The sequence below is a fragment of the Corynebacterium timonense genome, assembly GCF_900105305.1.
GTDB lineage: Bacteria > Actinomycetota > Actinomycetes > Mycobacteriales > Mycobacteriaceae > Corynebacterium > Corynebacterium timonense.
On record NZ_LT629765.1, the window covers coordinates 1,462,899 to 1,487,032 of the forward strand.

A 24,134-nucleotide genomic window follows, 5' to 3' on the forward strand; every position below is an offset into this window, starting at 1 on the left:
CTGTGCCCATCCCCCGCGCAGCCCGCGTCGTCTCGATCCCCTCCGGAGCACTGCTCCTCTTCGCCGTGCTCGCCGCCACGGACCACGAGGCCGCGCGGGGCGTGGCGGGCCGTCTCGCGCCGGTGCTCGGCTTCGCCGCCGGCATGTCGGTGGCCGTGAACTTGGCCGCCGAGGCGGGGGTCTTCGACACTCTGGCCGGCTGGGTAGAGGGGGCGCGGCACGCCTTCCCCGCTTTCCTCGCCCTGTGCGTGGCGGTGACGGTTTTCCTCTCCCTCGACACGACTGCCATCATGCTCACGCCGCTGGCCATCGCGCTGGCGAGGCGGGCCGGCGCCAGCGTCACCGCGTTGTCGCTGGCGGTAGTGTGGATCGCCAACCTCGCCTCCCTGCCCCTGCCGGTGTCGAACCTGACCAACCTCCTGGCGCTCGACGCGTTCGGCGGCACCTACGGCTTCCTGTCCCGCTCCTGGGCCCCGGCGCTCGTCGGCATCACGGTCGCGGTCGCCGCCTCCTACGCGGCCCGCGCGATCCACCCGGCCGACCCCGTCGCCGCCCCGCCCCGGGACGCCGCAGCGCCCCGCGTGCCGCTGCTCATCCTCGCGGTCGCGGTGGCAGCGCTGCTCACCCCGATCCCGTTCTGGGTGACCAGCACGGTCGCCGCGGCGGCCATGGCGGCTGCGGTGGGCGTCGTCAAGCGCCCCGGCCTCATCCCCTGGAATCCGCTGGCCCTCGTCGTTGCCGTGGCATGCGCGACGGAGCTCCTTCCCCCATTCGAGCTCGGCTGGCCCCTCCCCCTCGCCGGCGCGGTGCTGGCGAACGCCCTCAACAACCTCCCCGCCTACCTGTTGCTCGAGCCGGCGGACGCGACGCAGAGGATGCAGCTGCTGGTCGGGGTCAATTTCGGGCCGTTGGTGACCCCGTGGGCGTCGCTGGCTACCCTGCTGTGGCACGATCAGCTCAAGCGGGCCGGAGCCGACCTCCCGTGGCGGGTCTTCGTCGTCTACGGAGCCATCCTCGCGCCCGTCGCCGTTGGGCTCGGCGCGCTCGTGGTATCACCCGCGGGCAATTAGGTGAAATCGGCCCGACCCTGTATTGTTGACTCTCGCTGTTGTCGAAGTACACGTTTACGCCTGCGTCAACCGATTGCTACCGGCACCCTCGGCGGACCTCACACCTCGAGCGCGGTGCCTTTCCTCACCGGCAATCAGTGCGTGGGCGGCAGAAGAGAAAGAAGCTACCCCATGTCGGCACATTGCCAGGTCACGGGACGGAAGCCGCAGTTCGGCAAGACCGTCTCGCACTCGCACCGCCGCCACTCGCGCCGTTGGAACCCCAACGTGCAGAAGAAGCGGTTCTACCTGCCCTCTGAGGGCCGTACCATCACCCTGACGGTTTCCACCAAGGGGCTCAAGATCATCGACCGCGACGGCATCGAGTCTGTCGTCGCCGCTATCCGCGCACGAGGTGAGAAGGTCTAATGGCACGTAACGATATCCGCCCGATCATCAAGCTCAAGAGCACCGAGGGCACCGGCTACACCTACGTCACCCGCAAGAACAAGCGCAACAACCCGGACCGTATCTCTCTGAAGAAGTACGATCCGATCGTTCGCAAGCACGTCGAATTCCGCGAGGAGCGATAATTTATGGCTAAGAAGTCTAAGATCGCCAAGAACGAAAAGCGCAAGGAGATCGTCGCTCGCTACGCGGAGCGCCGCGCTGAGCTCAAGGCGATTATCCGCAACCCCGAGACCTCCGACGAGGACCGTCTCGACGCACAGTTCGAGCTGAACCGTCAGCCGCGCGACGCCTCCCCGGTCCGCGTCCGCAACCGTGACTCCCACGACGGTCGCCCCCGCGGCTACCTTCGTAAGTTCGGCCTGTCCCGTGTCCGTATGCGCGAGATGGCTCACCGCGGTGAGCTTCCGGGCGTCCGCAAGTCTTCGTGGTAAGGAGGAGCCTGAAACTATGAAGCGCAACAACAACCGCAGGGCGCGCATGGAGCAGTCCCGCCGCCCGAAGAAGAACCCGCTCAAGGCCAAGGGCATCGAGCAGGTTGACTACAAGGATATTGAGACCCTGCGTCTTTTCATCTCTGACCGTCACAAGATCCGTTCCCGCCGCGTGACCGGCCTGACGCCGCAGCAGCAGCGCCAGGTCTCCACCGCGGTCAAGAACGCCCGCGAAATTGCTCTTCTGCCGTTCACCAGCCGCTAAGACCCGGTTGACGTCAACAGCGTAGAGTCTTTCGACACACCCGCCCCGCATCGTTCGAGGCGGGTGTTTTCGTGCTCGGGCAACGTGCTCGTGTACCTTTTGGTGAACAGGTTGACATTGAGGAAGGCAGGCTTCACGATGGCCGGAACGGTCGGTCGGCCGAGGAAAAACAGCCCCCGCCGCAAGGGCAAAACGGCGCGGGAGGAAATCCTCGACGCCTCTTCGGAGCTCTTTACCACCCAAGGCTTCGCCACAACGTCCACGCACCAGATCGCCGAGGCCGTCGGCATCCGCCAAGCCTCGCTCTACTACCATTTCCCCTCCAAGGCGGACATCTTCCTCACCCTGCTCATGGGCACGGTGCAACCCTCACTCGACCTCGCCTCGGATTTGGCGAAGTCGGACGAGTCCCCCGCCCTGAAGCTGTGGGCGCTCGTCGCCGCGGAAACCCGCATCCTGTTGTCCTCGAACTGGAACATCGGAAGGCTTTACCAGCTGCCCATCGCGGTCTCCGCGGACTTCCGCGCCTATCACGAGGCGCGCGCCGAGCTCGAGGGGATTTTCCGCGGGCTCGCCGCCTCCATCGTCGGCGACGACGACCCGCGCATCGAGCTTCCCTTCCACATGACGTTGTCGGCTGTCGAAATGCGCGACAACACGGGCAAGGCACCTTTTCCGCTTGTCGACGACGCACTGCCCGCCCCGTCGGTTATGATCGCCGACGCGGTGCTCGACGTCCTCCACGCCGAGCTGCCCGACAACCGGGGCATGCGCACACTCGACCTCGTCTCTCAGGTCCAGGAGGCCGGCTCCTAGCCGCGCACTTAGCCGCAGCTGACGACGGGCAGCGCCCCGCGCACCGCGTCCAGCTCCTCCGCGATGATGTCCGCCATCGCCTGCGCGTCGTCGTAGGAACCCGACTCGGGCGCCACCACCAGCGCAACGGCAATCTGCCCGCCGTCCGGGTGCGGGATGAGGCCGAGCTGGCGCACAAGATAGTTGCCGTCCTCGTCGTCGCCCCACCCGCCCTTAAACTCGGCGCCGTCGAAGCGCCCCAGGCCGTAGGACTGCTCCTCGGCCACCTCCCCCATGAGCTCGAGGACGGGCTGTGCTCCCTCCATGCACGGCAGGTGGGCCGCGAGGGCGGCCTGCTGGCTCACAGTGAACGCCATGTCCCCGAGCGGCTCCGCGACGGTACGCTGCATGCCCACATCGGCGTCATGGAGGACGCGATCCACCGCGCCCTCGCTCAGGTTCGCCCACAGGCTCCACGCGGCGTCGTTGTCCGAGATGGTCAAAGCGGGCGGGGCGAGCTCCTCCGCCAACTCCGGGTTTTCCTCGAAGGCTGCGATGGAAATGGGGACCTTGATCGTCGACCACGCCGACTGCGGGGTGTTGTCGCCCCAGACGAGCACGCTTCCCGGCCCCGAGACGGCCACGCCCGCCACGCCGCCGTACTCCTGTTCCAGGCGGTCGACGAGTTCGTGGAGGGCGCTGACGACCTCTTGGTCCCACACCGTTTCGGCGGCGATAGCGGTTGTGGCGACGGGGGTTTCGTCCGGCTCAAGCTCGGGCGCTGCGCTGCAGCCCGTCAGCAGGAGGACGGCAGCGAGGCAGGCGGTTCGGCGCATCGTTCTGTGGCGATTCTAGTGACTAAAGTGGCGGGTTCCAGTGAGGTACATAGTCACGCCTGCGGCCTGTGCGGCGGCGATAACTTCCTCGTCGCGGATGGAGCCACCGGGCTGGACCACGGCGCTCACGCCGGCGTCGGCAAGCACCTCGAAGCCGTCCGCAAAGGGGAAGAAGGCGTCCGAGGCTGCGACCGCGCCGTTGGTGCGGTTGCGCCCCTCGTCGAGGGTGTTGGCACGCTCGACGGCGAGCTTCGCGGAGTCAACGCGGTTGACCTGTCCCATGCCGATGCCCACGGAGGCGTTGTCCGCCGCGATCAAGATGGCGTTGGACTTCACGCAGCGTACTGTGCGCCAGGCGAATTCAAGCTCGGCGAGCTGCTCCTCGCTCGCGGGCTCGCCGGCGACGAGCCGCCAGCTGGCCGGGTCGTCTCCTTCGGCCTGGTAGGTGTCGCGCTCCTGCACGAGAAAGCCGCCGGAGATCTGACGGATCTCCTCCTCTGAGCGGCCCGGCTCGACCTGGAGGATGCGCAGGTTCTTCTTCTGCTGAAGCAGCTCCAGCGCCTCCGCGGCGTAGGACGGGGCGATGATGACCTCGGTGAAGATCGGTGTGATCTGCTCCGCCATCTCGAGAGTGACCTCGCGGTTCGCGGCGACAACGCCGCCGTAAGCGGAGACCGGGTCGCACGCGTGGGCCTTTCGGTGCGCCTCGGCGATGGAGTCGTCGGAGACCGCGACGCCGCAGGGGTTCGCGTGCTTGATGATGGCAACGCAGGCCCGCTCGTGGTCCCACGCGGCCCGCCAGGCTGCGTCGGCATCCTGGTAGTTGTTGTAGCTCATCTCCTTGCCGCCGTGCTGGATGGCGTCGGCAAGCCCCCAGCCCTCGTTGACGATGCGCGCGGCTTGGTGCGGGTTCTCGCCGTAGCGCAGCTGGCCCGCGTCCTCGCCATCGAGCTGTTCGTCCATCCAATCGGCGACGGCGGCGTCGTAGTCCGCGGTGTGGGAGAAGGCCTCCGCGGCCAGGACGCGGCGCTCCTGCGCGGTAAAGCCGCCGGCGGCGACGGCCTCGGCGAGGTCGCCGTACTGCTCCGGCGAGGTCACGATGGCCACCGAGGGGTGGTTCTTCGCCGCCGCGCGGACCATCGACGGGCCCCCGATGTCGATCTGCTCAACGCACTCGTCGAAGCTGGCCCCGGACGCCACCGTCTCCTCGAAGGGGTACAGGTTGACCACCACGAGCTGGAAGGGCTCAACGCCGAGCTCGCGCAGCTGCGCGGCGTGATCCTCCTTGCGCAGGTCGGCGAGGATCCCGGCGTGGACGCTGGGGTGCAGTGTCTTCACCCGCCCCTCGAGCACCTCGGGGAAGCCGGTGACGTCGGCCACCTCCGTCACGGCGACGCCAGCCTCGGCGATGCGCTTGGCCGTGGAGCCGGTGGAGACGATGTCCACCCCCGCCTCGCTGAGGGCGCGGGCGAGCTCGTCCAGCCCGGTCTTGTCGTAGACGCTGACCAGTGCGCGCTTGATGGCGATGCGGTTTTCCGTCATGGGAACGTGACCTTTCCGTCGTTCGTGGTCGCGCGGCGCAGAACCTCAACGATCAGCGCCCGCTCCTGTTCTTTGATTCGTTCGTGGAGCCGCTCTTCGGTATCGCCGTCGAGCACCTCCACAGCTTTCTGGGCGATGATCTCGCCTGTGTCCACACCCTCGTCGATGTAGTGGACGGTGGTTCCGGTGACTTTCACCCCGTACGCCAGGGCGTCACGCACCGCGTGTGCTCCCGGGAAGGCCGGCAGCAGCGCGGGGTGGGTGTTGATGAGCCGCCCCTCGAAACGCTCGAGGAATTCCGGCCCGAGGATACGCATGAACCCCGCCGAGACGACGACGTCGGGAGCCGCGGCCGCGACGACGTCGCGAAGCTGTGCGTTCCACTGTCCCCTGTCCCCGCCGACGGCGACGACCTGCGTGGGCACCCCTGCCTTCTCCGCGCGCGCCACAGCGGGGCAGTCCTTGTCTGCCACGACGAGCGCGACGGCGTAGGACTGCCCCTGATTGTCGAGGATCGCTTGCAGAAGTGTCCCGGAACCCGAAACGAGGACGACAGCTTGGACGGCAGCGCGTTCAGTCACGCACCTGAGTGTAGACCTGCGTCACCCCTGCGTCTGAGGAGGCACCCACTTCGTGCTCCCGCCCCCAGCGGGGTTCACCTGCTCTTCACCGTCCTCTTCCTTTTCGTCCGCGTCCGGTTCCCCTCCCGGTTCCTCTTCTTCCTGTTCCTCTTGCTGTTCCTCCTGTTCCTCCTGCTGTTTCTCGTGTTGTTTCTCAGGGCCAGCCTCGCTGGGCTCGTCAGACTCGTCGGGCTCGTTCGGCTGCTTTGGCTCCTCAGCCTCGGCAGGTTCCTCAGCCTCGGCAGGCCCCGCGGGCGTATCGGGCGTATCGGGCTTATCGACGCCCCGCTCACGCACCCGGAGCACGCCCCACGCGATCAGCCCCGGCACTGCGACCCAGACGAAGGCGAGCAGCGGAAAGGTACCCGGGTTGGCCCCGACGTACCCGTACGCCCCGGCCGCGCCTCCGGACAGCAACGTGAGCACAAGGACGAAGGCCGCGAGCCAGGTGGAGGTGGACAGCACCTCGAGAAGCGACGCGCGAGCCCGCAGCGCCCACGCGACAACAACGGCCGCGGGGATGAGCATGAGCGCAGGCGCCCACGCGGCGGCACTGCCGGGCACGGCCCCGAACAGCGGAAGCGGCGGGAAGGCGACGTTGTCCACGGCAAACAGCGACACCCCCGCCTCGCCGTAGCCGAAGCTGCCACCCATCAGAACGCCGAGCTGCGCCGTCGCCGCGTTGGGCAGATACAGCAGGCTCAGCCCCCAGAGGGCAACGGCACCAGCGGTGGACAGGACGGGAAACTCCGCGAGGAGCTCGCCGACGCGCTCGTAACCGGCGGCGAGGAACGCGAGGTAGGTCACCGTCGCCGCGGCGAGCAGGGCACCCAAAAGGCGCGAGGCCGCCTCCGCGGAGGAGACCACGAACTGCGGCACCGTGTAGCGGCGCGCGAGCGCCCGCCAGAGCACTCCGCCCATGCCCACGGCGAACGCGATGCCGTGGACGGCGAGCGGGACCAGCAGGGCAGGCACGACGGGCGGCAGGTCGACCGGGTAGACGGTGGCGGCATCCCCGACCATGAACAGCGCGATAGCGCTCAGCGTCAGCGACGTCAGGGCCGTCACCCCGACGAGCACACCGAGGTCCGCGACGCTGACGCGCTCGCGGGTCGCCGCGCGCACCCGGGAGGCAAGCAGCGCAACCACCGCGATCACGGGGGCGAGGGGGAGGACGCCGATCGTGATGCCGTCGTAACGCAGCGGCGCCGCGTGGACGGCGAGCCATGTCGCTCCGATCGAGCCCGGCAGGTAGGCCATCGGCGCACCGACCCCCGCGATCACGCCGAGGCACACGGCCACGACAACGAGCACGACCACGAGCTGCGGAACGGCGATGAAGGGCAGGTAGTGGCGCAGGCGTTGCCCGAGAGTCGACGGGGGCGGCGTCGGCGCGGGTCTGCGCGTGCCTGCGGGAACGCTGGCGCGGATCGGTTTTCTCCTCGTGCGCGCGTTCCTCTTACTGGATGCTCGGGGGCTGGAGTTGGTGTTCATCGTCTCCAAGAGTGCCACTCCGCGCCTGCCACAGACCCCCAAGACACCCCCTGTAACGCTTCGCGGTTCTCTGGCGACAAAATAAATCTGCATACTGGCTTGCCTAACCGAAACCGATTCGTTACAGTAACCGTTCGTAGATAACAGGAAGGTTACAATCCCCGCGGCGGAATAACCTTACGGACGATCTAAAAAGAGGCATTGATGATCAACTCGACTTCGCAGGCTCGCAAGGGCGGAAAGCACCGCAAGCAGTCCCCGAACAAGGGGCGCGTTGCCCTCGTCGCTGTCACGACGGGCGCCGTTTCCACCGCTGGCGTCTCTGGTGCCGCCGCAGGCGCCCTGAGCAGCGACAACAAAGTCGAATCCAATGTTGACTTCGAGCTGGCCTCGGACTCCAGCAACGCCAGCTCTGACGCCCCCGCAGCCGCGCCACAGATCCTGACCATCTCGGAGTACAAGCCCGTCGAAAACCTCGTCGAGCAGTTGGACAAGGCTGTGCAGCACTCCGACATCGTGGCCAAGCTAGACGCCGCTGCCCGCCTGCCGCTGAGCATCAAGCCTGCCGACGGCACCTTCACGTCCGGCTTCGGCGTGCGCTGGGGCGCCATGCACAACGGCATCGACATCGCCAACGCCATCGGCACCCCGATCCGCGCCGTCGCCTCCGGCACCGTAATCGACGCTGGCCCGGCCCAGGGCTTCGGCAACTGGATCCGCATCCGCCACGAGGACGGCGCCGTGTCCGTCTACGGCCACATGTCCACCCTCGGTGTGACCGTAGGCCAGCAGGTCGAAGCCGGCCAGGAGATCGCCGGCATGGGCAACGAGGGATTCTCCACCGGTTCCCACCTGCACTTCGAGATCCACCCCGACGGCACCACGCCGATCGACCCGGTTCCGTGGCTCGCCGAGCGCGGCATCACCCTCTAAAGCCTTTTTCGTCCTCGCACCGGGGGCGCGCGTCTTTCCTGGCGCGCGCCCCCTTTTTTTGTGCTCTACTCCCCGCCCGGCTGGGCCTCTCCAGCCGCACGCGCGGGCGAACGGGGGTGGACGCCACCCCCACACGAGATAACAATTTTAACATTTTTCACTCACGCAACAGCGGCGCTGAGCTGGGTTTTTGCTCCTACTCGGCGCCGCGCCGCATGAAAAACGCTGGCAGAGCCGTTGCCCCACGCCCCAGTGGGCGATAGATTCTATCGCGATAGACGGCTCATTTGACGTGAAAAGGTATTTCGAACGTATGAAGCGAATCTTCCTCTCTGCTGCAACGGCCATCGCCGTCGCCAGCACCGCTATTGCCCCAGCGAACGCACTGACCATCAATGTCGGCGGGGAGCCGGTGACGAGCGAGCAGGACCTCCTGCAGGCGGTGTCCTCTGCCGTCGCCGCGATCACCGTCACCGGCGCCACGCTGAAGGCCGGCGACTACGAGGTCGTGTACGACCCCCGCATCATCGGTGAGCAGCTCGGCATCACCCTGCCGGAAGACCCGGGCAACCCCGTCAGGCAGCAGCGCGGCGCCACCGCGGACGGGCGCACCGTCGTTCTGCCGGCGTCCGGACGCATCAGCTCCGGTTTCGGCCCCCGCTGGGGAGCGATGCACCTCGGCGTCGACATCGCCAACGACTTCGGCACCCCGATCTACGCGGTCATGGACGGCACCGTCATCAACGCTGGCCCGGCGCGCGGCTTCGGCAATTGGGTCGTCGTCGAGCACGACCACGGCGAGGTCTCTGTCTACGGGCACATGGCCGAGTACAGTGTCTCCGTCGGCCAGCGCGTCGCCGCGGGCGAGCAGATCGCCACCATCGGCAGCGAGGGCCAATCGACGGGCCCCCACCTGCACTTCGAGATCAAGCCGGACGGCGTGAACCAGGTCGATCCGCAGGTGTGGCTGCTCGAGCAGGGCATCGACACGTACTCACGCTAAAGCTTTTCCATCGGCACCCCGCCGATGAGCATGAGCCGCACGGTCCCCGACGAACCGAAATCGACGGTCACGGTCTCGCGCACCCCCGACCCTTCCACGGTCTGGACGGTGCCGAGGCCGTATTTTGCGTGGTTCACCCGGTCGCCCGGGGCGAGCTGGAGGTTTTTGTTCACCTTCCTGCCTGCCGCGGCGCCCCGGGGACGCCGGGGTGCCCGCGGCGCCTGGGACGCAGAAGCCCCCCAGGCGTCCGCTGCGCCCTCCTCCTCGTCCGGGCCGCCCCGACGCCACTCCACAAGTTCGTCCGGCACCTCCGTGAGGAAACGGCTGGCCGGGTTGGTCACCGGGTTGCCCCACGAAGAGCGCAGCCGGGCCCGGGTGAGGTAAAGCCGCTTCTTGGCGCGGGTGATGCCCACGTAGGCTAGGCGTCGTTCCTCGGCGAGTTCCGCCGGGTCCCCGAGCGCCCTGAGGTGCGGGAACTGGCCGTCTTCCCACCCCGTGACAAAGACGCACGGGAACTCCAGACCCTTCGCTGTGTGCAGGGTCATGAGCGTCACCACCCCCTGCTCGTCGTCGGGGACCTGGTCGGCGTCGGCCACAAGCGAGACCTTCTCCAAGAACGCCTCGAGGCTGCCGGGCATGGGCTCCCCCTCGGCGAGGGCGTCGTCGATCTCCTGCTGGCTCATGTACGCCATTTGCAGCGCCGCCTCGGAGGAGAATTCGCGCGCGACCGAGACTAGCTCGTTGAGGTTGTCCAGCCGCGAGCCATCCTGCGGGTCGTTGGAGGCCTCCAGCTCCGCGCGGTAGCCCGTCTCGTCGAGGATGCGCGACACCAGCTCGCCGAGGTCGGGTTCGCCGGTGACCTCGTTGCGCATCTCGCCCTGCTCGGCGCGCAAGCCGTCCATGAGGTCGACGAACCGGTCAATCGCATTGCGCGCCCTCGTGGCCAGCATGGGCACCTCTTCGCGCAGGGCCGCGCCGAAACTGATGCCCCTGTTGTCCGCGTGCAGCGCGACCATCGCCTGGGCTTTGTCGCCGATGGCGCGTTTGGGGACGTTGACGATGCGCCGCAGCGAGACGGTGTCGTCCGGGTTGGACAAGACCTTCAGGTAGGCGATGATGTCACGGATCTCGCGCCGTTCGTAGAAGCGCGTGCCGCCCACCACCTTGTAGGGAATGCCGGAGCGGATGAAGATGTCTTCGAGCGCGCGCGAGGCGTTGTTGGTGCGGTACATGACCGCGATGTCCGAGTAGGGCACCCCGCTGTCGGCGAGCGCGTCGATTTCGGTGGCGATGAAGCGCGCCTCGTCGTGCTCGTTGTCCGCGACGTAGCCGACGATCTTCTCCCCCTCCCCGTGGTCCGTCCACAGCTTCTTGGGACGCCGACCCTGGTTCTGGGCGATGACGGCGTTCGCGGCGCTGAGGATCGTCTGCGTGGAGCGGTAGTTCTGCTCGAGCATGACGGTGGTGGCGTCCGGGTAGTCGCGCTCGAACTCCTCGATGTTGCGGATCGTCGCGCCGCGGAAAGCGTAGATCGATTGGTCCGAGTCGCCCACGACCGCCAGCTCGGGCGCGTCCGCGCCGGTGCCCACGAGGGTGTGGATGAGCGCGTACTGGGCGTGGTTGGTGTCCTGGTATTCGTCGACAAGCACGTGGCGGAAGCGCCGCCGGTAGTACTCGGTGACCTGGGGGTGCTCGGTGAAGATGCGCACGACCTCCCCGATGAGGTCGTCGAAGTCGAGGGCGTTGGACTGGCGCAGGCGCCGGTGGTACTCGGCGTAGACGCTGGCGACGGTCTCCTCAAAGGGGTTGTGGGTGCGCGCCGCGTCCGCGGCGGCCTGGCCCGGGCCAATCAGCTCATTCTTGAGAGCAGAAATGGCGTTGGACAGCGTGCGCGCCGAGAACTTCTTCAGGTCGAGGTTGGCGTCCTTGGCAATCATGCCGAGCAGGCGGCGGGAATCGTCGCTGTCGTAGATGGTGAAGTTGCTGTTGAGCCCCGGCACGAGCTGCGCCTGTTGGCGCAGGATGCGCACGCACACCGAGTGAAAGGTGGCCACCCACATCCGTTGCGCCTCCGGCCCCACCAGCTGGCTCACGCGCTCGCGCATCTCGGCCGCTGCCTTGTTGGTGAAGGTGATGGCAAGGATCTGCCACGGGGCCACGCCCCGGTCCTGCAACAGGTGAGCGATGCGCCGGGTGAGCACCGCTGTCTTGCCGGAGCCAGCCCCGGCGACGATGAGGAGGGGCCCGCCTGAGTGCGTCACGGCGGCCTTTTGCTGCGGGTTCAGGCCCAAAACAAGATCTGAGTTCATGATGAACACCACCCTACAATCCCCTCCCGACACGCCCAGCTGCGCGATCGCGGTGGCATAATCTGCCAGCATGAGCGAATTCGACATCCGCATGCCCTCGGGCACCGACGACCCGCTGTCGGACGCGGAGATTCAGCAGTACCGCAAGGAGATCGATCGCCTTGACCGCGTCATCCTCGACGCGGTCAAGAGGCGTTCCCAGGTGTCGCAGGCGATCGGCAGGACCCGCATGGGTTCAGGCGGGACCAAGCTGGTCTACACCCGCGAAGTGGCCATCATCAACCAGTTCCGCGACGAACTCGGCGAGGACGGTCCGGCACTGGCGTCCATCCTCCTGCGCCTCGGCCGCGGCAAGCTGGGATAGGGCAACGCTGAGGAAGCGGCGAGCTACTTCTCCAGCGAGTCGAGCACGACCTCGAACTCGAGCAACTCCGCGTGGGAGGCAACGGGGCGACGCTCCTGCCCCGCGTGGGACGCCTTGCCCTGGCCCTGCCACCACGCGTTATAGGAGTCCTCGTCCGCCCAGCGGGTGACCACAAAGTAGCGCTCCTCGCCCTTGACCGGGCGCAGGAGCTGGAACCCCTCGAAGCCGGGCTGTTCGTCGATGGCGTGTTTGCGTGCGGCGAAGCGGTTTTCCAGCTCCTCGCCGCCGCCTGCGGGAACGGTGATCGCGTTGATCTTGACAATGCTCATGCCGCTCACAGTACGCGTCTCACAGGACGCGGTACGGACGCACGCACGCGCTTTTCACTAGCGTGGAAGAAGCAGGCACTTATTTGTCGAGGAGGAGCCCTATGCCCACCATCACGTCCACCACGGCCTGGCAGGAGCTCGAGAAGCTGTACCAGCGCACGCGGGACACAACGCTGCGTGACCTGTTCGCCGCTGACCCCGCCCGCGCCGAGAAGCTCACCTTCGATGCCGCGGGCCTGCACGTTGACCTGTCGAAGAACCTTATCGACGACGACATCCTCACCGCACTCCTCGCCCTCGCGGAGCAGGCGGGCCTGCGCGGGCGCATCGACGAGATGTTCGCCGGTGAGAAGATCAACACCACCGAGGGCCGCTCCGTTCTGCACACCGCGCTGCGCCTGCCCGCCGACGCGGAGCTGACCCTCGACCGGCAGGATGTGCCCACCGACGTCCACGAGGTGCTGCGCCGGATGCGCAACTTCACCATCGCGCTGCGCTCCGGCGAGTGGCGCGGGTACACGGGCCGCGCCATCACAAAGGTGGTCAACATCGGCATCGGCGGCTCCGACCTCGGCCCGGCCATGGCCACGAAGGCTCTGCGCCCCTACGCCACCGCTGGCATCACGGCGGAGTTCGTCTCCAACGTCGACCCGGCCGACATGGACGCCGTGCTGGACAGGATCGACCCCGAAGAGACCGTGTTCATCGTCGCCTCCAAGACGTTTACCACCCAGGAGACCTTGTCCAACGCGCACGCGGCGAAAAGGTGGCTGCTGGAGAAGTGTGGCGGGGACGAGCGGGCCGTCGAAAAGCACTTTGTTGCCGTTTCGACGAACGCCGAGAAGGTCGCGGAGTTCGGCATCGACCCGGCGAACATGTTCCCCTTCTGGGACTGGGTCGGCGGACGCTATTCGGTCGACTCCGCGATCGGGCTGTCGCTGATGGCGGTCATCGGCCCGGCGGACTTCACGCGCTTCCTCGACGGCTTCCACGACGTCGACGAGCACTTCCGCACCACCGAATTCTCGTCCAACATCCCCGTGCTCATGGGGCTGCTCAACATCTGGTACCGCAACTTCCACGGCGCGCAGACCCACGCGGTGCTGCCCTACTCCGAGGACCTTGCGCGCTTCCCCGCCTACCTGCAGCAGCTCACCATGGAGTCCAACGGCAAGGGCGTGACGCGCGCCGGCGAGGCCGTCACCTACGACACGGGCGAGGTCTTCTGGGGCGAGCCCGGCACGAACGGCCAGCACGCCTTCTTCCAGCTCATCCACCAGGGCACCACGCTGATCCCGGCCGATTTCATCGGCTTCGCCCGCCCCCACGCGGACCTGCCCACCGCCGACGGGACCGGCTCCATGCACGACCTGCTCATGGGCAACTTCTTCGCGCAGACGAAAGTGCTCGCCTTCGGCAAGACCCGGGAGGAAATCGTGGGCGAGGGCGTCGACGAGGCGCTGGCCCCGCACAAGGTGATGCCCGGCAACCGGCCCACCACGACGATCCTCGCCCGCGAGCTCAGCCCCCGCGCGCTCGGCGCGCTCATCGCCCTCTACGAGCACATCGTGTTCACCGAGGCCGCCGTCTGGGACATCAACGCCTTCGACCAGTGGGGCGTCGAGCTAGGCAAGCAGCAGGCCAACGAGCTCGCCGCGGCCGTGACCGGCGCGGAGGAGCCGGACACGGGCGACGCGTCAACTGACACCCTCATCACCTGGTACAGAAAGCAAAAGTAGCATGGGCGACTCCATCTCGACGGACACGTACACGCCTCGGCAGCGTTCCGTCTACCGCAAACGGCTCGAGGACGAGCTCGAGGTCTTCGACCGCCACCTGCAGCGCGCCGAGTTCATCAACAAGGGCACGATCGGGCTGGAGCTCGAGCTCAACCTCGTCGACGACGAGATGCGCCCCGCCCCGCGCAACCAGGAGGTGCTCGAGCGCCTCGACGAGGACTACCAGTCCGAGATCGGCTCCTACAACGTTGAGCTCAACCTCCCGCCGCTCAACCCGGCCGGCGACGGCTTGGCCCAACTGGAGGACAACCTGTCTGCCCGGCTCCGCGCCGTGAAGCAGGCGGCAGAGGACGTGGGGGTGCACATGGCCATGATTGGTACGCTGCCCACGCTCACCCCGGAGTTCCTCGAGGACCCGGCGTGGATGACCAACGAGTTCCGCTACAAGGGCCTCAGCAACGCCGTCATGGAGTCGCGCGGCGAGCTCGTGCGCATCGGGCTCGACCGGGTGGAGACCTTCGAGCACGACTTCGAGGACATCGCCACCGAGTCGGCGTGCACATCGATGCAGCTGCACCTTCAGGTCGCTCCGGACCGCTTCGCCGCCGCGTGGAACGCCTCCCAGGCCATCGCTGGGGTGCAAGCCGCACTCAGTGCGAACTCACCGCTGTTTGTGGGGCGGCGGCTGTGGCACGAGTCGCGTATCCCGGTGTTCCGCCAGTCCATCGACACCCGCACCAAGGAACTCATCAACCAGGGTGTGCGGCCGCGCGTGTGGTTCGGCGAGCGCTGGATTACCTCGGTGTTCGACTTGTTCGAGGAAAACGTGCGCTACTTTTCGCCGCTCATCCCCGAGGGGCGCGTCGAGGCAGGCAGTCCCATCATGACGGGGGACAGCCCCGGGCTGCACTACCTCAACCTGCACAACGGCACGGTGTGGCGCTGGAACCGCCCCATCTACGACCCGAACGGCGAGCTGTCGCACATCCGGGTGGAAAACCGGCTGCTGCCCGCCGGCCCGACGGTGAAAGACATCATCGCCGACGCCGCGTTCTACTACGGGATGGTCAAGTACCTGGGCACCCAGAACAGGCCGGTGTGGTCGCGGCTGAGCTTCGAGCAGGCCGGGGAGAACTTCGAGGCCGGGGCGCGCGACGGCCTCGGCGCCCGGATGTCCTGGCCCACCCTCGGCTCCATCGGTGTCGCCGAGCTGGTAGTCGAGCACCTGGCGCCTCAGGCCCGCGAGGGCCTGGCCTCGCTGAACATCAACCAGGACAGCATCGACGAGTACATCGGCATCATCGAGAGCCGCGCCCGCCGCCACCAAAACGGCGCGAGCTGGCAGCTCGCGGCGCTCACCGAGGCCGGCCCCGGCACGAAGCCCGGGGCCCCCGAGAGGGCGGAGGCGCTCGTGCGCGTTCTCAGGCAATACCTACGCAATCAGGAGGGCGGCGCACCGGTGCATACTTGGTCACTCGAGGTGGAATAGGGCACAATGAGGGGCTGATTTTTCATTCCCCTGTTTTTGATTCCCCTGCGGAAGGCTCTACGACATGCAAGCGGTCATCGACTGGATCGTCAACCTGATGGAGTTGCTCGGCGCGCCCGGCGTCGGCATCGCGATCCTGCTGGAAAACCTGTTTCCGCCGATCCCCTCTGAGGTCGTTCTGCCCCTGGCTGGTTTTACCGTGGCCCAGGGTTCGCTGAACTTCCTCAACGTGTTCATCTGGTCGGTCCTCGGCTCGGTCATCGGCGCCTACCTCCTCTACGGACTCGGCGCGTGGCTCGGCGCGGACCGGCTGCGCGCCATCGCGGAGTGGATGTGGCTGGTGAAGGGCTCGGACGTCGATAACGCCCTGGAGTGGTTCGACAAGTACGGCAAGGTGTCCGTCTTCTTCGGCCGCCTCATCCCGGGCGTGCGCTCCCTCATCTCCATCCCCGCGGGCCTGGACCGGATGAGCCTGCTCACCTTCGGCCTGTGGACAACGCTGGGTTCGGCGATCTGGAACGCGATCCTCATCACGCTCGGCTTTTACCTCGGCGAGAATTGGAGCGTCGTCGAGGACTACATCAACACGTACTCCAACGTCGTCTACGTCATCCTGGCGCTCATCATCGTCGCCTTCCTCGCCTACTTCATCCGCCGCGCGATGAAAGAGAAGCAGGGCAAGGAGCAGGCTGACACGTCGGGCACCACCAGATAACCCGCTCGAGGTCGCCCGCCCCGCCGAGGGTCCCCTTCGCAATGAGCGTCGCGCACCTGCGGCAGGGCTTGTTGTTGCGGCCGAACACGTAGCTCGTCTCCCCGGCCCGTTCGATCCCCGTGGTCACGCGGACCGGGGAGTTCCTATTCGCCCACATCAGCCTCCGCGCGATGCGCACATGCTTGTCGACGTCCACCCGGCGCACCTTGTCCGCCGGATGCGCTCCGGCGAGAAAGCAGATCTCCGCGCGGTACTCGTTGCCGATCCCGGCGGCGTTTTTCTGGTCCAGCAGCGCGCGCCCGATCTCCAGGTCGGGGTGGGAGCGGATCCGGCGCACAACCTCTTCGTGGTCGAAGTCCGCGGCGAGCATGTCCGGGCCGAGGTAGCCCATGCGCTGGGGGTATTCGCGCGCGGGGAAGACCTCGACGAGCCCGAGTTCGTGCCCGACGAGCTCGATGTCCCCCGCCGCGTCGGCGAGCCGCAGCACCACCCGCGCCGTGTGGCCGGGCTTGCGCCACCGTGTGCCGGCACGGTGGATCGCCCAGGTGCCCTCCATCTTCAGGTGGGTGTGCAGGACCTCGCGGCCGAACTGCATGAATAGGTGCTTGCCGTAGGGCCACACGCGCTGGCAGGTCAGGCCTGTGAAATCGACGGTGGCACAGCGCGGCACGCGCAGGCTCGTGCGGGTGACCGTGCGCCCGGCCATAAACTGCAGCCGCCGGGAGAGCTGGTAGACGGAATCGCCTTCGGGCATGCGTCTCTTTATACGCCCCGCCCGGCTCAGTCGTCGAAACTGAGCTCCTCCATCGCCTCGGCCACGCTGCGCCCGCGCCGCTTGGGCGGGGCGGGCGCGGTGCCGCCGATCTTCGCACCCTTCGGGGTCACTGCGGCGCCGTAGTCGCGCAGCACAAACGCCGCCTCGCCGTTGAGCTTTTCCACGGTGAGCGGCCTCATCCGCCCGGCCGCGACGGCCTCCGCGAGGGCGGAGACGACGAGGCCGAGCGGGTCGCCGGTGTCGGGCGGGAAGTGGTCGAAGAACGTGGTCATGGTCTTGCCGCCGCGGGTGATGTGGGCGGCGAGGAGGCCGTCGATAAGCACCACGAGGGCGCCCGCGCTGCGGGAGGGCCCCTGCGCAGGCCAGGGAAGCGCCGCGCCGTATGGGTTGGCTGGGTCCGTGGCGGCGAGGACGTAGACGTGCGGCTCGCGCGTGCCGGAGGGCCAGCCGACCACGTCGTCCGAGTCCTGGTGGCCGCGCAGCCGGTCGATGGTGGCGGGGGTGGAAAACTGCGCGGCGCCGAGGCCCTCGATAAGGTAGCCGCGCATCGCCTTGCCGGACTCCTCGAAGCCGGAGAGCACCTTGTACGCCAGGGCGAAGCCGCCAAGCACGTCCTCGGCGACGACGCTGCCGCGGGTGACCACTCCGTAGCGGTCCAGCCACGCCTCACCGAGTGCGACAGAGCGGCGGGTCGCGTCGCTGTCGACGCGCGGCGTCGCCGCCCAGCGGCCCACCATGTCGGGCGGGGTGAGCGCGGCGAACGAGGTCCGCCCGGTGCGCACCCGCGAGCGCGTCGGCCGGCGCTTCGCGCGATGCGCGGTCCGTCCCCCCGCCAGGCGCGCCCGGATCGGGGCGAAGGAGTCCGGCGCGATAACGCCGGCCTCCACGAGGTCCCAGATGGCCTCGCGCAGCTCGTCGGACGTCGTCGTGGCGCTTTCGAGCAGGTCCGTGAACAGGTACCCTCCCCCGGCGCGCACCTTCTCCGCCACCTGCGTCTGCGTCAGAGAAAGCGCGGGCTCGGGCACGTCCGGCATGAGCTGCCCGGCGTAGTCGGCGGGCAGCAGCATGATCCAGGGGTCGCGCGCGCCCGCCGTGCCGGCGCCGACGATGGCCACCTCACCGGAGGCGGTGAGCTCGTCGAGCATCTCGGGGCTGTAGTCCCCCACGCGCGAGGGCAGGACGTGCGACTCCCACGCCGAGGCCGGAAGGCGCACCCCGGCGAGCTGTTCGAGCACGGTGTACACCCCGTCGGCGCCGCGCAGGGCGGGGCGCTGCCCGGCCGGGGCGACGTGCGACCAGCTGGGCAGAAAGCGCCCGAAGGCGGACTGGGAGACGGGCTGTGTCTGGGCGCGGGCGGCCGCCAGGGAGCGCGAGCGGATGATGCGCAGCACCTCGGCGGCGACGTACTCCTGCTCCTCGACGCCCTGCCGGTAGCGGCCCTCAATCACACGCCCGGCCTCCACCGCTGGCTGCAGCGCCGAGTAGGCGGCCCCGACGGCGAGCCCGAAGGCGTCGGCGAGGTCGCGCAGGGTGAACGGCCCGCGGGTGCGCACCCATCTGCCCACGAGCTGGGCCAGCGCGTCGGGGATCGTGTCCTGCTGGGCGGGCACGCCGGGCGGGACGGGGACCCCGAGCCCGTCGCGCAGCAGCGGCGCGTCGAGGGTCTGCGCGATGTGCTCGCGCCCGCCGATGCGCACCCGCATCACGCGAGACCCGAGCGCCGACTCCAGCGCAGCCAGGGGCACGGACGTGTAGTCACCGAGCTGCTCGAGCGGCACGGGGCCGACGATGCGCAGGGTGTCGGCGAACTGCTCGGAGGTTGCGGCGCGGCCGAGGCGGCGCAGGGAGGCGTCGACCTCGGCGATGATGGTGGCGTCGAGAAGCTCGCGCAGCTCGACGGTGCCCAGCAGCTTGGCCAGCAGCGACGGGTCGAGCGCGAGCGCGGCGGCGCGCTTTTCCGCCAGCGGCGTGTCGCCCTCGTACATGAAGGCGCCGGTGTAGTTGAACAGCAGCGAGGAGGCGAACGGGCTGGGCTGGGAGGTGGTCACTTCCGCGATGCGCACGCGCCGCGTCTGCAGGTCCCCCATCACCTCGCGTAGCGACGGCACATCGTAGACGTCTTGGAGGCACTCGCGCACCGTCTCCAGGATGATCGGGAAGGACGGGTAGTTCCTGGCCACGTCGAGCAACTGCTCCGCGCGCTGGCGCTGCTGCCACAGCGGGGCGCGCGCCCCAGGGTTGCGTCGCGGCAGCAGCAGCGCGCGGGCGGCGCACTCGCGGAAGCGGGAGGCGAAGAGAGCGGAGTTGCCCACCTGCTCGGTGACGATGTCGGTGATCTCGTCGGCGTCGAAGGTGAACAGGGCCGCGCCCGGCTCCTTCTCCCCCTGCGGCAGACGCAGCACGATGCCGTCGTCGCCGGCGACGGCTTGGGCGTCCATGCCCGTTTCCTGGGACACGCGCCACCCGGTGGCCAGCGCCCACGCCGCGTTGACGCCCTTGCCGAAGGGGGTGTGCAGCACCACCCGCCAGTCCCCCAGCTCGTCGGTGAAGCGCTCGAGCACCAGCGTCTTTTCGTCCGGGAGGATGCCGGTGGCCTCCGCCTGCTCGTCGAGGTAGGCGTGGAGGTTGCGCTGCGCGTTCTCCCCCAGGGAGGGGTCCATGGTTCGCTCCCGGCGGAACTCGCCGACGGCCTTGCCCAGCTCGTAGGGCCGGCCCAAGCCGTCGCCCGTCCAGAAGGGCAGCCGGCCGGTGTGGCCCGGGGCGGGGCTGACCTGTACCTGGTCGCGCGTGATGTTCTCGATGCGCCAGCTCGACGCCCCGAGGGTGAAGACGTCGCCGACGCGGGACTCGTACACCATCTCCTCGTCCAGCTCGCCCACGCGGCGCGGGGCGGCCCCCTCTGCACCGCCCGACCCGACGAGGAACACACCGAACATGCCGCGGTCCGGGATGGTGCCGCCGCTGGTTACGGCCACCCGCTGCGCCCCGGGCCGGGCGGTGAGCACGGTGCCCTCGAGCACGGCGCGCGGGCGCAGCTCGGCGAAGTCCGTCGAAGGGTAGACGCCGATGATGAGGTTGATCACCGCGTCGTAGACCTCGCGGGCCAGGTCGCGGTAGGGCCAGGCGCGGCGGACGGTGTCGTACCACTCATCGACGTCGAGGTCGGCGACGCTGACGGCGGCGATCGTCTGCTGGGTGAGCACGTCGAGCGGGGAGACGGGGGTGTGCAGTTCCTCGATGAGCCCGGCGCGCATCCGCGGCACGGTGACGGCCGTCTGCACGAGGTCGGCGCGGTGCTTCGGGTAGAACGTGCCCTCCGAGACGGCGCCGACGGAGTGCCCCGCGCGGCCGACGCGCTGCAGCCCGGAGGCGACGGAGGGCGGTGATTCGACCTGGATGACCAGGTCGACCGCGCCCATGTCGATGCCGAGCTCGAGGGAGGACGTGGACACGACGGCGCGCAGCGAGCCCTCCTTGAGCGCCGTCTCTGTGCTCAGGCGCTCTTCCTTGGACACGCTGCCGTGGTGGGCGCGGGCGATGACGGGGGCGGCGTGGCCGGCGGTGTCCACTCCCTTCATCAGCTGGGCCGGGGGGCGTCGAGGAGCGGGGCTCAGGCTGTCCGGGTCGTGCTCGTGCGCCCAGAGCTCGTTGATCTGGCTGGTCAGGCGCTCTGCGGCGCGGCGGGAGTTGACAAAGACGATGGTCGAGCGGTGCGCCATCACCTGCTCGTAGACGGCGCGCTCGATGTGCGGCCAGATGCTGGAGCTGGCTTTCGGGAGGTCGAGCGGGACGTCGAGCGGGCTGTCGAGCTGGTCGCCGAGCTGGTCGCCGAGCTGGTCGTCGATGACTGCGGAGCCGATGGTGGAGGCGTCCTCGGGGACGGGCAGGTCGCTCATGTCCTCGACGGGCACGACGACGTCGAGCTCCCATTTCTTCTCGCCGGGCGGGTTGATGATCGTGGTGCGCGGGCCGAGGAAGTTGGCCACGGCGTCTAAGGGGCGCACCGTCGCGGACAGGCCAATGCGCTGGAAGTCCCCCGCGATCAGTGCGAGGCGCTCCAGCGACAGGGTCAGGTGCACGCCGCGCTTCGTGCCGGCGAGCGCGTGGATCTCGTCGACGATGACGGTGTCCACTGTTGTCAGGATCCCCGCCGCCTTGGAGGTGAGCATGAGGTAGAGCGATTCGGGCGTGGTGATGAGGATGTCCGGGGGCCGGCGCAGCTGGCGGGTGCGCTCGGCCTGCGGGGTGTCGCCCGAGCGCACCGCCACCGAGATGTCGGGCATGTCGCGGCCGAGGCGCTGCGCCACCCGCGCGATGCCGTTGAGCGGGGCGCGCAGGTTGTTTTCCACGTCGACGCCGAGCGCCTTGAGCGGGGAGATGTAGAGCACCCGCACGCCGCCGTGCGTGGAGGTCTGTGCGCCGTCGATGGGCAGGGCCTGCTGCCCCGCGCGTTCGACGAGGCTGTTGAGGGACCAGAGGAAGGCCGCGAGCGTTTTGCCGGAGCCCGTCGGGGCGACCACCAGGGAGTTCTCCCCCGCCGAGATGGACTCCCACGCCTCAGCCTGGACGCGGGTGGGCGCTGCGAAAACCTCCCGGAACCAGGTGGATACCTGGGGGTGGAAGCGCGCCAGAATCTCCTCGGGCATGGCTGTCACTCTACGGTAGGGTCATAACCATGACGGCTTCGTACTCTGACTCCCGGCTGACCAACCTGATCGCGCAGGGCACCGGCGAGATTCTCAAGGGCATCCGGGGTGTCGGCCTGCTGCGGGGCCGCGAGCTCGGCGAGGCGGGCGACGACCTCGCCCAGAACTGGATCGCCCGGGTGCTGTCCCAGCACCGCCCGGAGGACGGCTTCCTCTCCGAGGAGGCGGCCGACGACCTGGGGCGGTTAGACAAGGAGCGGGTGTGGATCGTCGACCCGCTCGACGGCACCAAGGAGTTCGCCACCGGCCGCCAGGACTGGGCCGTGCACGTCGCCCTCGTGGAAAACGGGGTGCCCACCCACGCCGCGGTGGGCCTGCCGGACCTGGGCGTGGTGTTCAAGTCCTCGGACGTGCGCCACGTCTCGGGCCCCTACGCCCGCAAGATCGCATTGTCGCGCAACCGCCCGCCCGCCATCGCCGGCGCCGTGGCCGAGTCCCTTGGCTTCGACACCGTCGGGGTGGGCTCGGCCGGCGCGAAGGCGATGCACGTGCTGCTCGGCGACTACGACGCCTACGTCCACGCCGGCGGCCAGTACGAGTGGGACCAGGCCGCCCCAGTGGGCGTCTCGCTGGCGGCGGGCCTGCACTGCTCCCGCCTCGACGGCTCCGAGCTGCGCTACAACAACGCCGACACGTATATCCCGGACCTGCTCATTTGCCGCCCCGAGCTGGCCGATGAGATCCTGAACATCTGCGCCGCCTTCCGCGACGAGCACGGCGACTACGAGGGCCCCGCGGCCTAGAAAGGAACCCATGGTTCCCACCCCCTACGAGGACTTGCTTGACGACGTCCTCTCCAACGGCACCCCGAAAGGCGACCGCACCGGCACCGGAACGCTGAGCGTCTTCGGCCGCCAGCTGCGCTACGACCTGTCCGAGGCCTACCCCCTGCTGACCACCAAGCGCATCTACTTCAAGGGCGTCGTCGGCGAGCTGCTGTGGTTCCTCCGCGGCGAGTCCAACGTGCGCTGGCTGCAAGACAACAACATCCGCATCTGGAACGAGTGGGCCGACGACACCGGCGAGCTGGGCCCAGTCTACGGCGTGCAGTGGCGCTCGTGGCCCACCCCGGACGGCCGGCACGTCGACCAAGTGCAGGAGGCGCTGGACACGCTGCGCGCGAACCCGGATTCGCGCCGCAACGTCGTCTCCGCGTGGAACGTCGCCGAGCTGGACAAGATGGCGCTTTTGCCCTGCCACCTGCTGTTCCAGCTCTATGTCGCGGACGGGACGCTGTCCATGCAGGTCTACCAGCGCTCCGCCGACATGTTCCTGGGCGTGCCCTTCAACATCGCCTCCTACGCGCTGCTCACCCACATGTTCGCCCAGCAGGCAGACCTGAAGGTCGGCGAGCTGATCTGGACGGGCGGCGACTGCCACATCTACGCCAACCACGTTGAGCAGGTCAAAGAGCAGCTTTCCCGCGAGCCGCGCCCTTACCCGCAGCTGAAGCTGCGCAAGGCGGATTCCCTGTTCGACTACACTTTCGACGACATCTCGCTCGAGGGCTACGACCCGCACCCCACGATCACCGCGCAGGTGTCGGTGTGATCGGCGCGATCTGGGCCCAAGACCTGGGCGGTTTGATCGGCGACGGCACGGGAATGCCGTGGCACCTGCCCGAGGACCTGAAGCATTTCAAGGCCGTCACACTGGGCTACCCCGTCATCATGGGGCGCACGACCTGGGAGTCGCTCCACGTGCGCCCGCTTCCGGGCCGGGACAACATCGTCGTCTCCTCGCGCGCGCCCGGCGAGTGGTCGCGCGGCGCCACCGTCGTACCGCAGCCGCCGGAGGAGTTCGACGGCGACGCCTGGATCATCGGCGGGGCGCAGCTCTACGCCGCCACGCTCGATACAGTGGACGTCATCGAGCGCACGCTTATCGACGCCCACCTCACCGTCCCCACACCCGTCCACGCCCCCGACATCCCAGGCGCGTTCGAGTGCGTCTCCGAGGCGGGCTGGGAGACGTCGACAAGCGGGCTGCGCTACACGTTCCAACGTTTCGAAAGGACAGCATGACCATCTACGCCACCACCTGGTGCCCCTTCTGCCGTTCCCTGCTCGACGCCCTGAGCGGCACCGACATAGACTACGAGGTCGTCGACGTCGACCAGGACCGGGACGCCGCCGCGTGGGTCGAGTCCGTCAACGGCGGCAACCGCGTCGTGCCCACCGTGCGCTTTTCGGACGGGACCCACGCCACCAACCCACCGTTCGCGCAGGTCAAGGCGAAGTATGAGGAGTTGAACGCGTAAGGTACCCTA

24 protein-coding genes are annotated in these 24,134 nt (G+C 68.3%); 16 read left to right on the forward strand and 8 right to left on the reverse strand.

The genetic code is table 11. The features are described from left to right. The first annotated feature begins 2 nt into the window (after positions 1–2). The 6 genes from BLT81_RS06895 to BLT81_RS06920 all read left to right on the forward strand — a co-directional run bounded on the left by BLT81_RS06895 (position 3) and on the right by BLT81_RS06920 (position 3,032). Complete coding sequence (locus BLT81_RS06895; RefSeq protein ID WP_019194226.1) at positions 3–1,070, forward strand: SLC13 family permease; 1,068 nt, start codon at positions 3–5, stop codon at positions 1,068–1,070. Between the two features lie 171 nt (positions 1,071–1,241). Beyond that, positions 1,242–1,478, forward strand: coding sequence for a 50S ribosomal protein L28 (gene rpmB / locus BLT81_RS06900; protein WP_019194227.1), 237 nt, complete (start codon positions 1,242–1,244; stop codon positions 1,476–1,478). Continuing rightward, positions 1,478–1,642: a 50S ribosomal protein L33 gene (gene rpmG / locus BLT81_RS06905; RefSeq protein WP_019194228.1), complete on the forward strand. Its 165-nt coding sequence runs from the start codon at positions 1,478–1,480 to the stop codon at positions 1,640–1,642. The genes rpmB and rpmG overlap by 1 nt, the downstream gene beginning before the upstream one ends. Positions 1,643–1,645: 3 nt before the next feature. Continuing rightward, positions 1,646–1,951, forward strand: a complete 306-nt coding sequence (gene rpsN / locus BLT81_RS06910) for a 30S ribosomal protein S14 (RefSeq protein WP_019194229.1) — start codon at positions 1,646–1,648, stop codon at positions 1,949–1,951. A 16-nt stretch (positions 1,952–1,967) separates the two neighbouring features. Beyond that, positions 1,968–2,216 carry a 30S ribosomal protein S18 gene (gene rpsR / locus BLT81_RS06915; RefSeq protein WP_019194230.1) on the forward strand — a complete coding sequence of 83 codons (249 nt, stop codon included), beginning with the start codon at positions 1,968–1,970 and terminating at the stop codon, positions 2,214–2,216. A gap of 138 nt (positions 2,217–2,354) precedes the next feature. Next, on the forward strand, positions 2,355–3,032 hold the full coding sequence (locus BLT81_RS06920) for a TetR/AcrR family transcriptional regulator (protein WP_019194231.1): 678 nt from the start codon (positions 2,355–2,357) through the stop codon (positions 3,030–3,032). An 8-nt stretch (positions 3,033–3,040) separates the two neighbouring features. Here BLT81_RS06920 and BLT81_RS06925 read toward each other — a convergent pair whose 3' ends face one another. Genes BLT81_RS06925 through BLT81_RS06940 form a run of 4 tightly spaced genes read right to left on the reverse strand, consistent with a single transcriptional unit; the run spans position 3,041 to position 7,503 of the window. Further along, positions 3,041–3,847, reverse strand: a complete 807-nt coding sequence (locus BLT81_RS06925; RefSeq protein WP_019194232.1) for a serine hydrolase — start codon at positions 3,845–3,847, stop codon at positions 3,041–3,043. 15 nt (positions 3,848–3,862) lie between these two features. Next, the gene (gene purH / locus BLT81_RS06930) at positions 3,863–5,389 is read right to left on the reverse strand and encodes a bifunctional phosphoribosylaminoimidazolecarboxamide formyltransferase/IMP cyclohydrolase (RefSeq protein ID WP_019194233.1); all 1,527 of its coding nucleotides are present in this window, start codon (positions 5,387–5,389) and stop codon (positions 3,863–3,865) included. After that, positions 5,386–5,970 (reverse strand): phosphoribosylglycinamide formyltransferase, encoded by a 585-nt coding sequence (gene purN / locus BLT81_RS06935; RefSeq protein WP_019194234.1) that lies wholly within the window; start codon positions 5,968–5,970, stop codon positions 5,386–5,388. Before purN ends, purH begins: the two co-directional genes overlap by 4 nt. Positions 5,971–5,991: 21 nt before the next feature. Beyond that, on the reverse strand, positions 5,992–7,503 hold the full coding sequence (locus BLT81_RS06940; RefSeq protein WP_155860835.1) for a cell division protein PerM: 1,512 nt from the start codon (positions 7,501–7,503) through the stop codon (positions 5,992–5,994). Between the two features lie 204 nt (positions 7,504–7,707). On the opposite strand from BLT81_RS06940, the gene BLT81_RS06945 reads away from it, so the two are divergent. Together BLT81_RS06945 and BLT81_RS06950 are read left to right on the forward strand one after the other, a co-directional pair. Beyond that, a complete protein-coding gene (locus tag BLT81_RS06945) occupies positions 7,708–8,436 on the forward strand; it encodes a M23 family metallopeptidase (RefSeq protein ID WP_019194236.1) in 729 nt (242 codons plus the stop codon). Positions 8,437–8,749: 313 nt separating this feature from the next. After that, on the forward strand, positions 8,750–9,439 hold the full coding sequence (locus tag BLT81_RS06950) for a M23 family metallopeptidase (protein WP_019194237.1): 690 nt from the start codon (positions 8,750–8,752) through the stop codon (positions 9,437–9,439). On the opposite strand, the gene pcrA is transcribed toward BLT81_RS06950, so the two are convergent. Next, the gene (pcrA, locus tag BLT81_RS06955) at positions 9,436–11,748 is read right to left on the reverse strand and encodes a DNA helicase PcrA (RefSeq protein ID WP_040421388.1); all 2,313 of its coding nucleotides are present in this window, start codon (positions 11,746–11,748) and stop codon (positions 9,436–9,438) included. The genes BLT81_RS06950 and pcrA overlap by 4 nt on opposite strands. A 70-nt stretch (positions 11,749–11,818) precedes the next feature. Between pcrA and BLT81_RS06960 the strand changes: the two genes are divergently transcribed. Then, positions 11,819–12,112 carry a chorismate mutase gene (locus BLT81_RS06960; RefSeq protein ID WP_019194239.1) on the forward strand — a complete coding sequence of 98 codons (294 nt, stop codon included), beginning with the start codon at positions 11,819–11,821 and terminating at the stop codon, positions 12,110–12,112. A 23-nt stretch (positions 12,113–12,135) separates the two neighbouring features. Here the strand turns inward: BLT81_RS06960 and BLT81_RS06965 are convergent, their stop codons facing one another. Next, entirely contained in the window at positions 12,136–12,441 is a 306-nt protein-coding gene (locus BLT81_RS06965) for an antibiotic biosynthesis monooxygenase family protein (protein ID WP_040421390.1), read from the reverse strand. A 101-nt stretch (positions 12,442–12,542) separates the two neighbouring features. Here BLT81_RS06965 and pgi point away from each other — a divergent pair, with 101 nt between their 5' ends. The 3 genes from pgi (at position 12,543) to BLT81_RS06980 (ending at position 16,384) form a co-directional block, all read left to right on the forward strand. Beyond that, entirely contained in the window at positions 12,543–14,180 is a 1,638-nt protein-coding gene (gene pgi, locus BLT81_RS06970) for a glucose-6-phosphate isomerase (protein WP_019194241.1), read from the forward strand. Position 14,181: 1 nt separating this feature from the next. Then, on the forward strand, positions 14,182–15,669 hold the full coding sequence (locus BLT81_RS06975; protein ID WP_019194242.1) for a glutamate-cysteine ligase family protein: 1,488 nt from the start codon (positions 14,182–14,184) through the stop codon (positions 15,667–15,669). 64 nt (positions 15,670–15,733) lie between these two features. Then, positions 15,734–16,384 (forward strand): DedA family protein, encoded by a 651-nt coding sequence (locus BLT81_RS06980; protein WP_019194243.1) that lies wholly within the window; start codon positions 15,734–15,736, stop codon positions 16,382–16,384. On the opposite strand, the gene BLT81_RS06985 is transcribed toward BLT81_RS06980, so the two are convergent. Both BLT81_RS06985 and BLT81_RS06990 read right to left on the reverse strand, forming a co-directional pair. Then, positions 16,317–17,138 (reverse strand): DNA-formamidopyrimidine glycosylase family protein, encoded by an 822-nt coding sequence (locus tag BLT81_RS06985; RefSeq protein ID WP_019194244.1) that lies wholly within the window; start codon positions 17,136–17,138, stop codon positions 16,317–16,319. The genes BLT81_RS06980 and BLT81_RS06985 overlap by 68 nt on opposite strands. 26 nt (positions 17,139–17,164) lie before the next feature. After that, positions 17,165–21,805, reverse strand: coding sequence for an ATP-dependent helicase (locus tag BLT81_RS06990; RefSeq protein WP_019194245.1), 4,641 nt, complete (start codon positions 21,803–21,805; stop codon positions 17,165–17,167). A gap of 29 nt (positions 21,806–21,834) precedes the next feature. Between BLT81_RS06990 and BLT81_RS06995 the strand changes: the two genes are divergently transcribed. From BLT81_RS06995 to BLT81_RS07010, 4 genes are read left to right on the forward strand one after another with little or no spacing between them, the layout of a single operon-like run. Further along, positions 21,835–22,608 (forward strand): 3'(2'),5'-bisphosphate nucleotidase CysQ, encoded by a 774-nt coding sequence (locus BLT81_RS06995; RefSeq protein ID WP_019194246.1) that lies wholly within the window; start codon positions 21,835–21,837, stop codon positions 22,606–22,608. 10 nt (positions 22,609–22,618) lie between these two features. After that, positions 22,619–23,416, forward strand: coding sequence for a thymidylate synthase (locus BLT81_RS07000; protein ID WP_019194247.1), 798 nt, complete (start codon positions 22,619–22,621; stop codon positions 23,414–23,416). Continuing rightward, positions 23,413–23,889 carry a dihydrofolate reductase gene (locus BLT81_RS07005; RefSeq protein ID WP_019194248.1) on the forward strand — a complete coding sequence of 159 codons (477 nt, stop codon included), beginning with the start codon at positions 23,413–23,415 and terminating at the stop codon, positions 23,887–23,889. The genes BLT81_RS07000 and BLT81_RS07005 overlap by 4 nt, the downstream gene beginning before the upstream one ends. Then, a complete protein-coding gene (locus BLT81_RS07010) occupies positions 23,886–24,125 on the forward strand; it encodes a mycoredoxin (RefSeq protein WP_019194249.1) in 240 nt (79 codons plus the stop codon). Before BLT81_RS07005 ends, BLT81_RS07010 begins: the two co-directional genes overlap by 4 nt. The last annotated feature ends 9 nt before the right edge of the window (positions 24,126–24,134 follow it).

What these genes read in the sequence shown, in the direction of transcription:
- rpmB (WP_019194227.1), top strand. Translation starts at nt 1,242, where the DNA reads ATGTCGGCACATTGCCAGGTCACGGGACGGAAGCCGCAGTTCGGCAAG.
- rpmG (WP_019194228.1), top strand. Translation starts at nt 1,478, where the DNA reads ATGGCACGTAACGATATCCGCCCGATCATCAAGCTCAAGAGCACCGAG.
- rpsN (WP_019194229.1), top strand. Translation starts at nt 1,646, where the DNA reads ATGGCTAAGAAGTCTAAGATCGCCAAGAACGAAAAGCGCAAGGAGATC.
- rpsR (WP_019194230.1), top strand. Translation starts at nt 1,968, where the DNA reads ATGAAGCGCAACAACAACCGCAGGGCGCGCATGGAGCAGTCCCGCCGC.
- BLT81_RS06920 (WP_019194231.1), top strand. Translation starts at nt 2,355, where the DNA reads ATGGCCGGAACGGTCGGTCGGCCGAGGAAAAACAGCCCCCGCCGCAAG.
- BLT81_RS06925 (WP_019194232.1), bottom strand. Translation starts at nt 3,847, where the DNA reads ATGCGCCGAACCGCCTGCCTCGCTGCCGTCCTCCTGCTGACGGGCTGC.
- purH (WP_019194233.1), bottom strand. Translation starts at nt 5,389, where the DNA reads ATGACGGAAAACCGCATCGCCATCAAGCGCGCACTGGTCAGCGTCTAC.
- BLT81_RS06940 (WP_155860835.1), bottom strand. Translation starts at nt 7,503, where the DNA reads ATGAACACCAACTCCAGCCCCCGAGCATCCAGTAAGAGGAACGCGCGC.
- BLT81_RS06945 (WP_019194236.1), top strand. Translation starts at nt 7,708, where the DNA reads ATGATCAACTCGACTTCGCAGGCTCGCAAGGGCGGAAAGCACCGCAAG.
- BLT81_RS06950 (WP_019194237.1), top strand. Translation starts at nt 8,750, where the DNA reads ATGAAGCGAATCTTCCTCTCTGCTGCAACGGCCATCGCCGTCGCCAGC.
- pcrA (WP_040421388.1), bottom strand. Translation starts at nt 11,748, where the DNA reads ATGAACTCAGATCTTGTTTTGGGCCTGAACCCGCAGCAAAAGGCCGCC.
- BLT81_RS06960 (WP_019194239.1), top strand. Translation starts at nt 11,819, where the DNA reads ATGAGCGAATTCGACATCCGCATGCCCTCGGGCACCGACGACCCGCTG.
- BLT81_RS06965 (WP_040421390.1), bottom strand. Translation starts at nt 12,441, where the DNA reads ATGAGCATTGTCAAGATCAACGCGATCACCGTTCCCGCAGGCGGCGGC.
- pgi (WP_019194241.1), top strand. Translation starts at nt 12,543, where the DNA reads ATGCCCACCATCACGTCCACCACGGCCTGGCAGGAGCTCGAGAAGCTG.
- BLT81_RS06975 (WP_019194242.1), top strand. Translation starts at nt 14,182, where the DNA reads ATGGGCGACTCCATCTCGACGGACACGTACACGCCTCGGCAGCGTTCC.
- BLT81_RS06980 (WP_019194243.1), top strand. Translation starts at nt 15,734, where the DNA reads ATGCAAGCGGTCATCGACTGGATCGTCAACCTGATGGAGTTGCTCGGC.
- BLT81_RS06985 (WP_019194244.1), bottom strand. Translation starts at nt 17,138, where the DNA reads ATGCCCGAAGGCGATTCCGTCTACCAGCTCTCCCGGCGGCTGCAGTTT.
- BLT81_RS06990 (WP_019194245.1), bottom strand. Translation starts at nt 21,805, where the DNA reads ATGCCCGAGGAGATTCTGGCGCGCTTCCACCCCCAGGTATCCACCTGG.
- BLT81_RS06995 (WP_019194246.1), top strand. Translation starts at nt 21,835, where the DNA reads ATGACGGCTTCGTACTCTGACTCCCGGCTGACCAACCTGATCGCGCAG.
- BLT81_RS07000 (WP_019194247.1), top strand. Translation starts at nt 22,619, where the DNA reads ATGGTTCCCACCCCCTACGAGGACTTGCTTGACGACGTCCTCTCCAAC.
- BLT81_RS07010 (WP_019194249.1), top strand. Translation starts at nt 23,886, where the DNA reads ATGACCATCTACGCCACCACCTGGTGCCCCTTCTGCCGTTCCCTGCTC.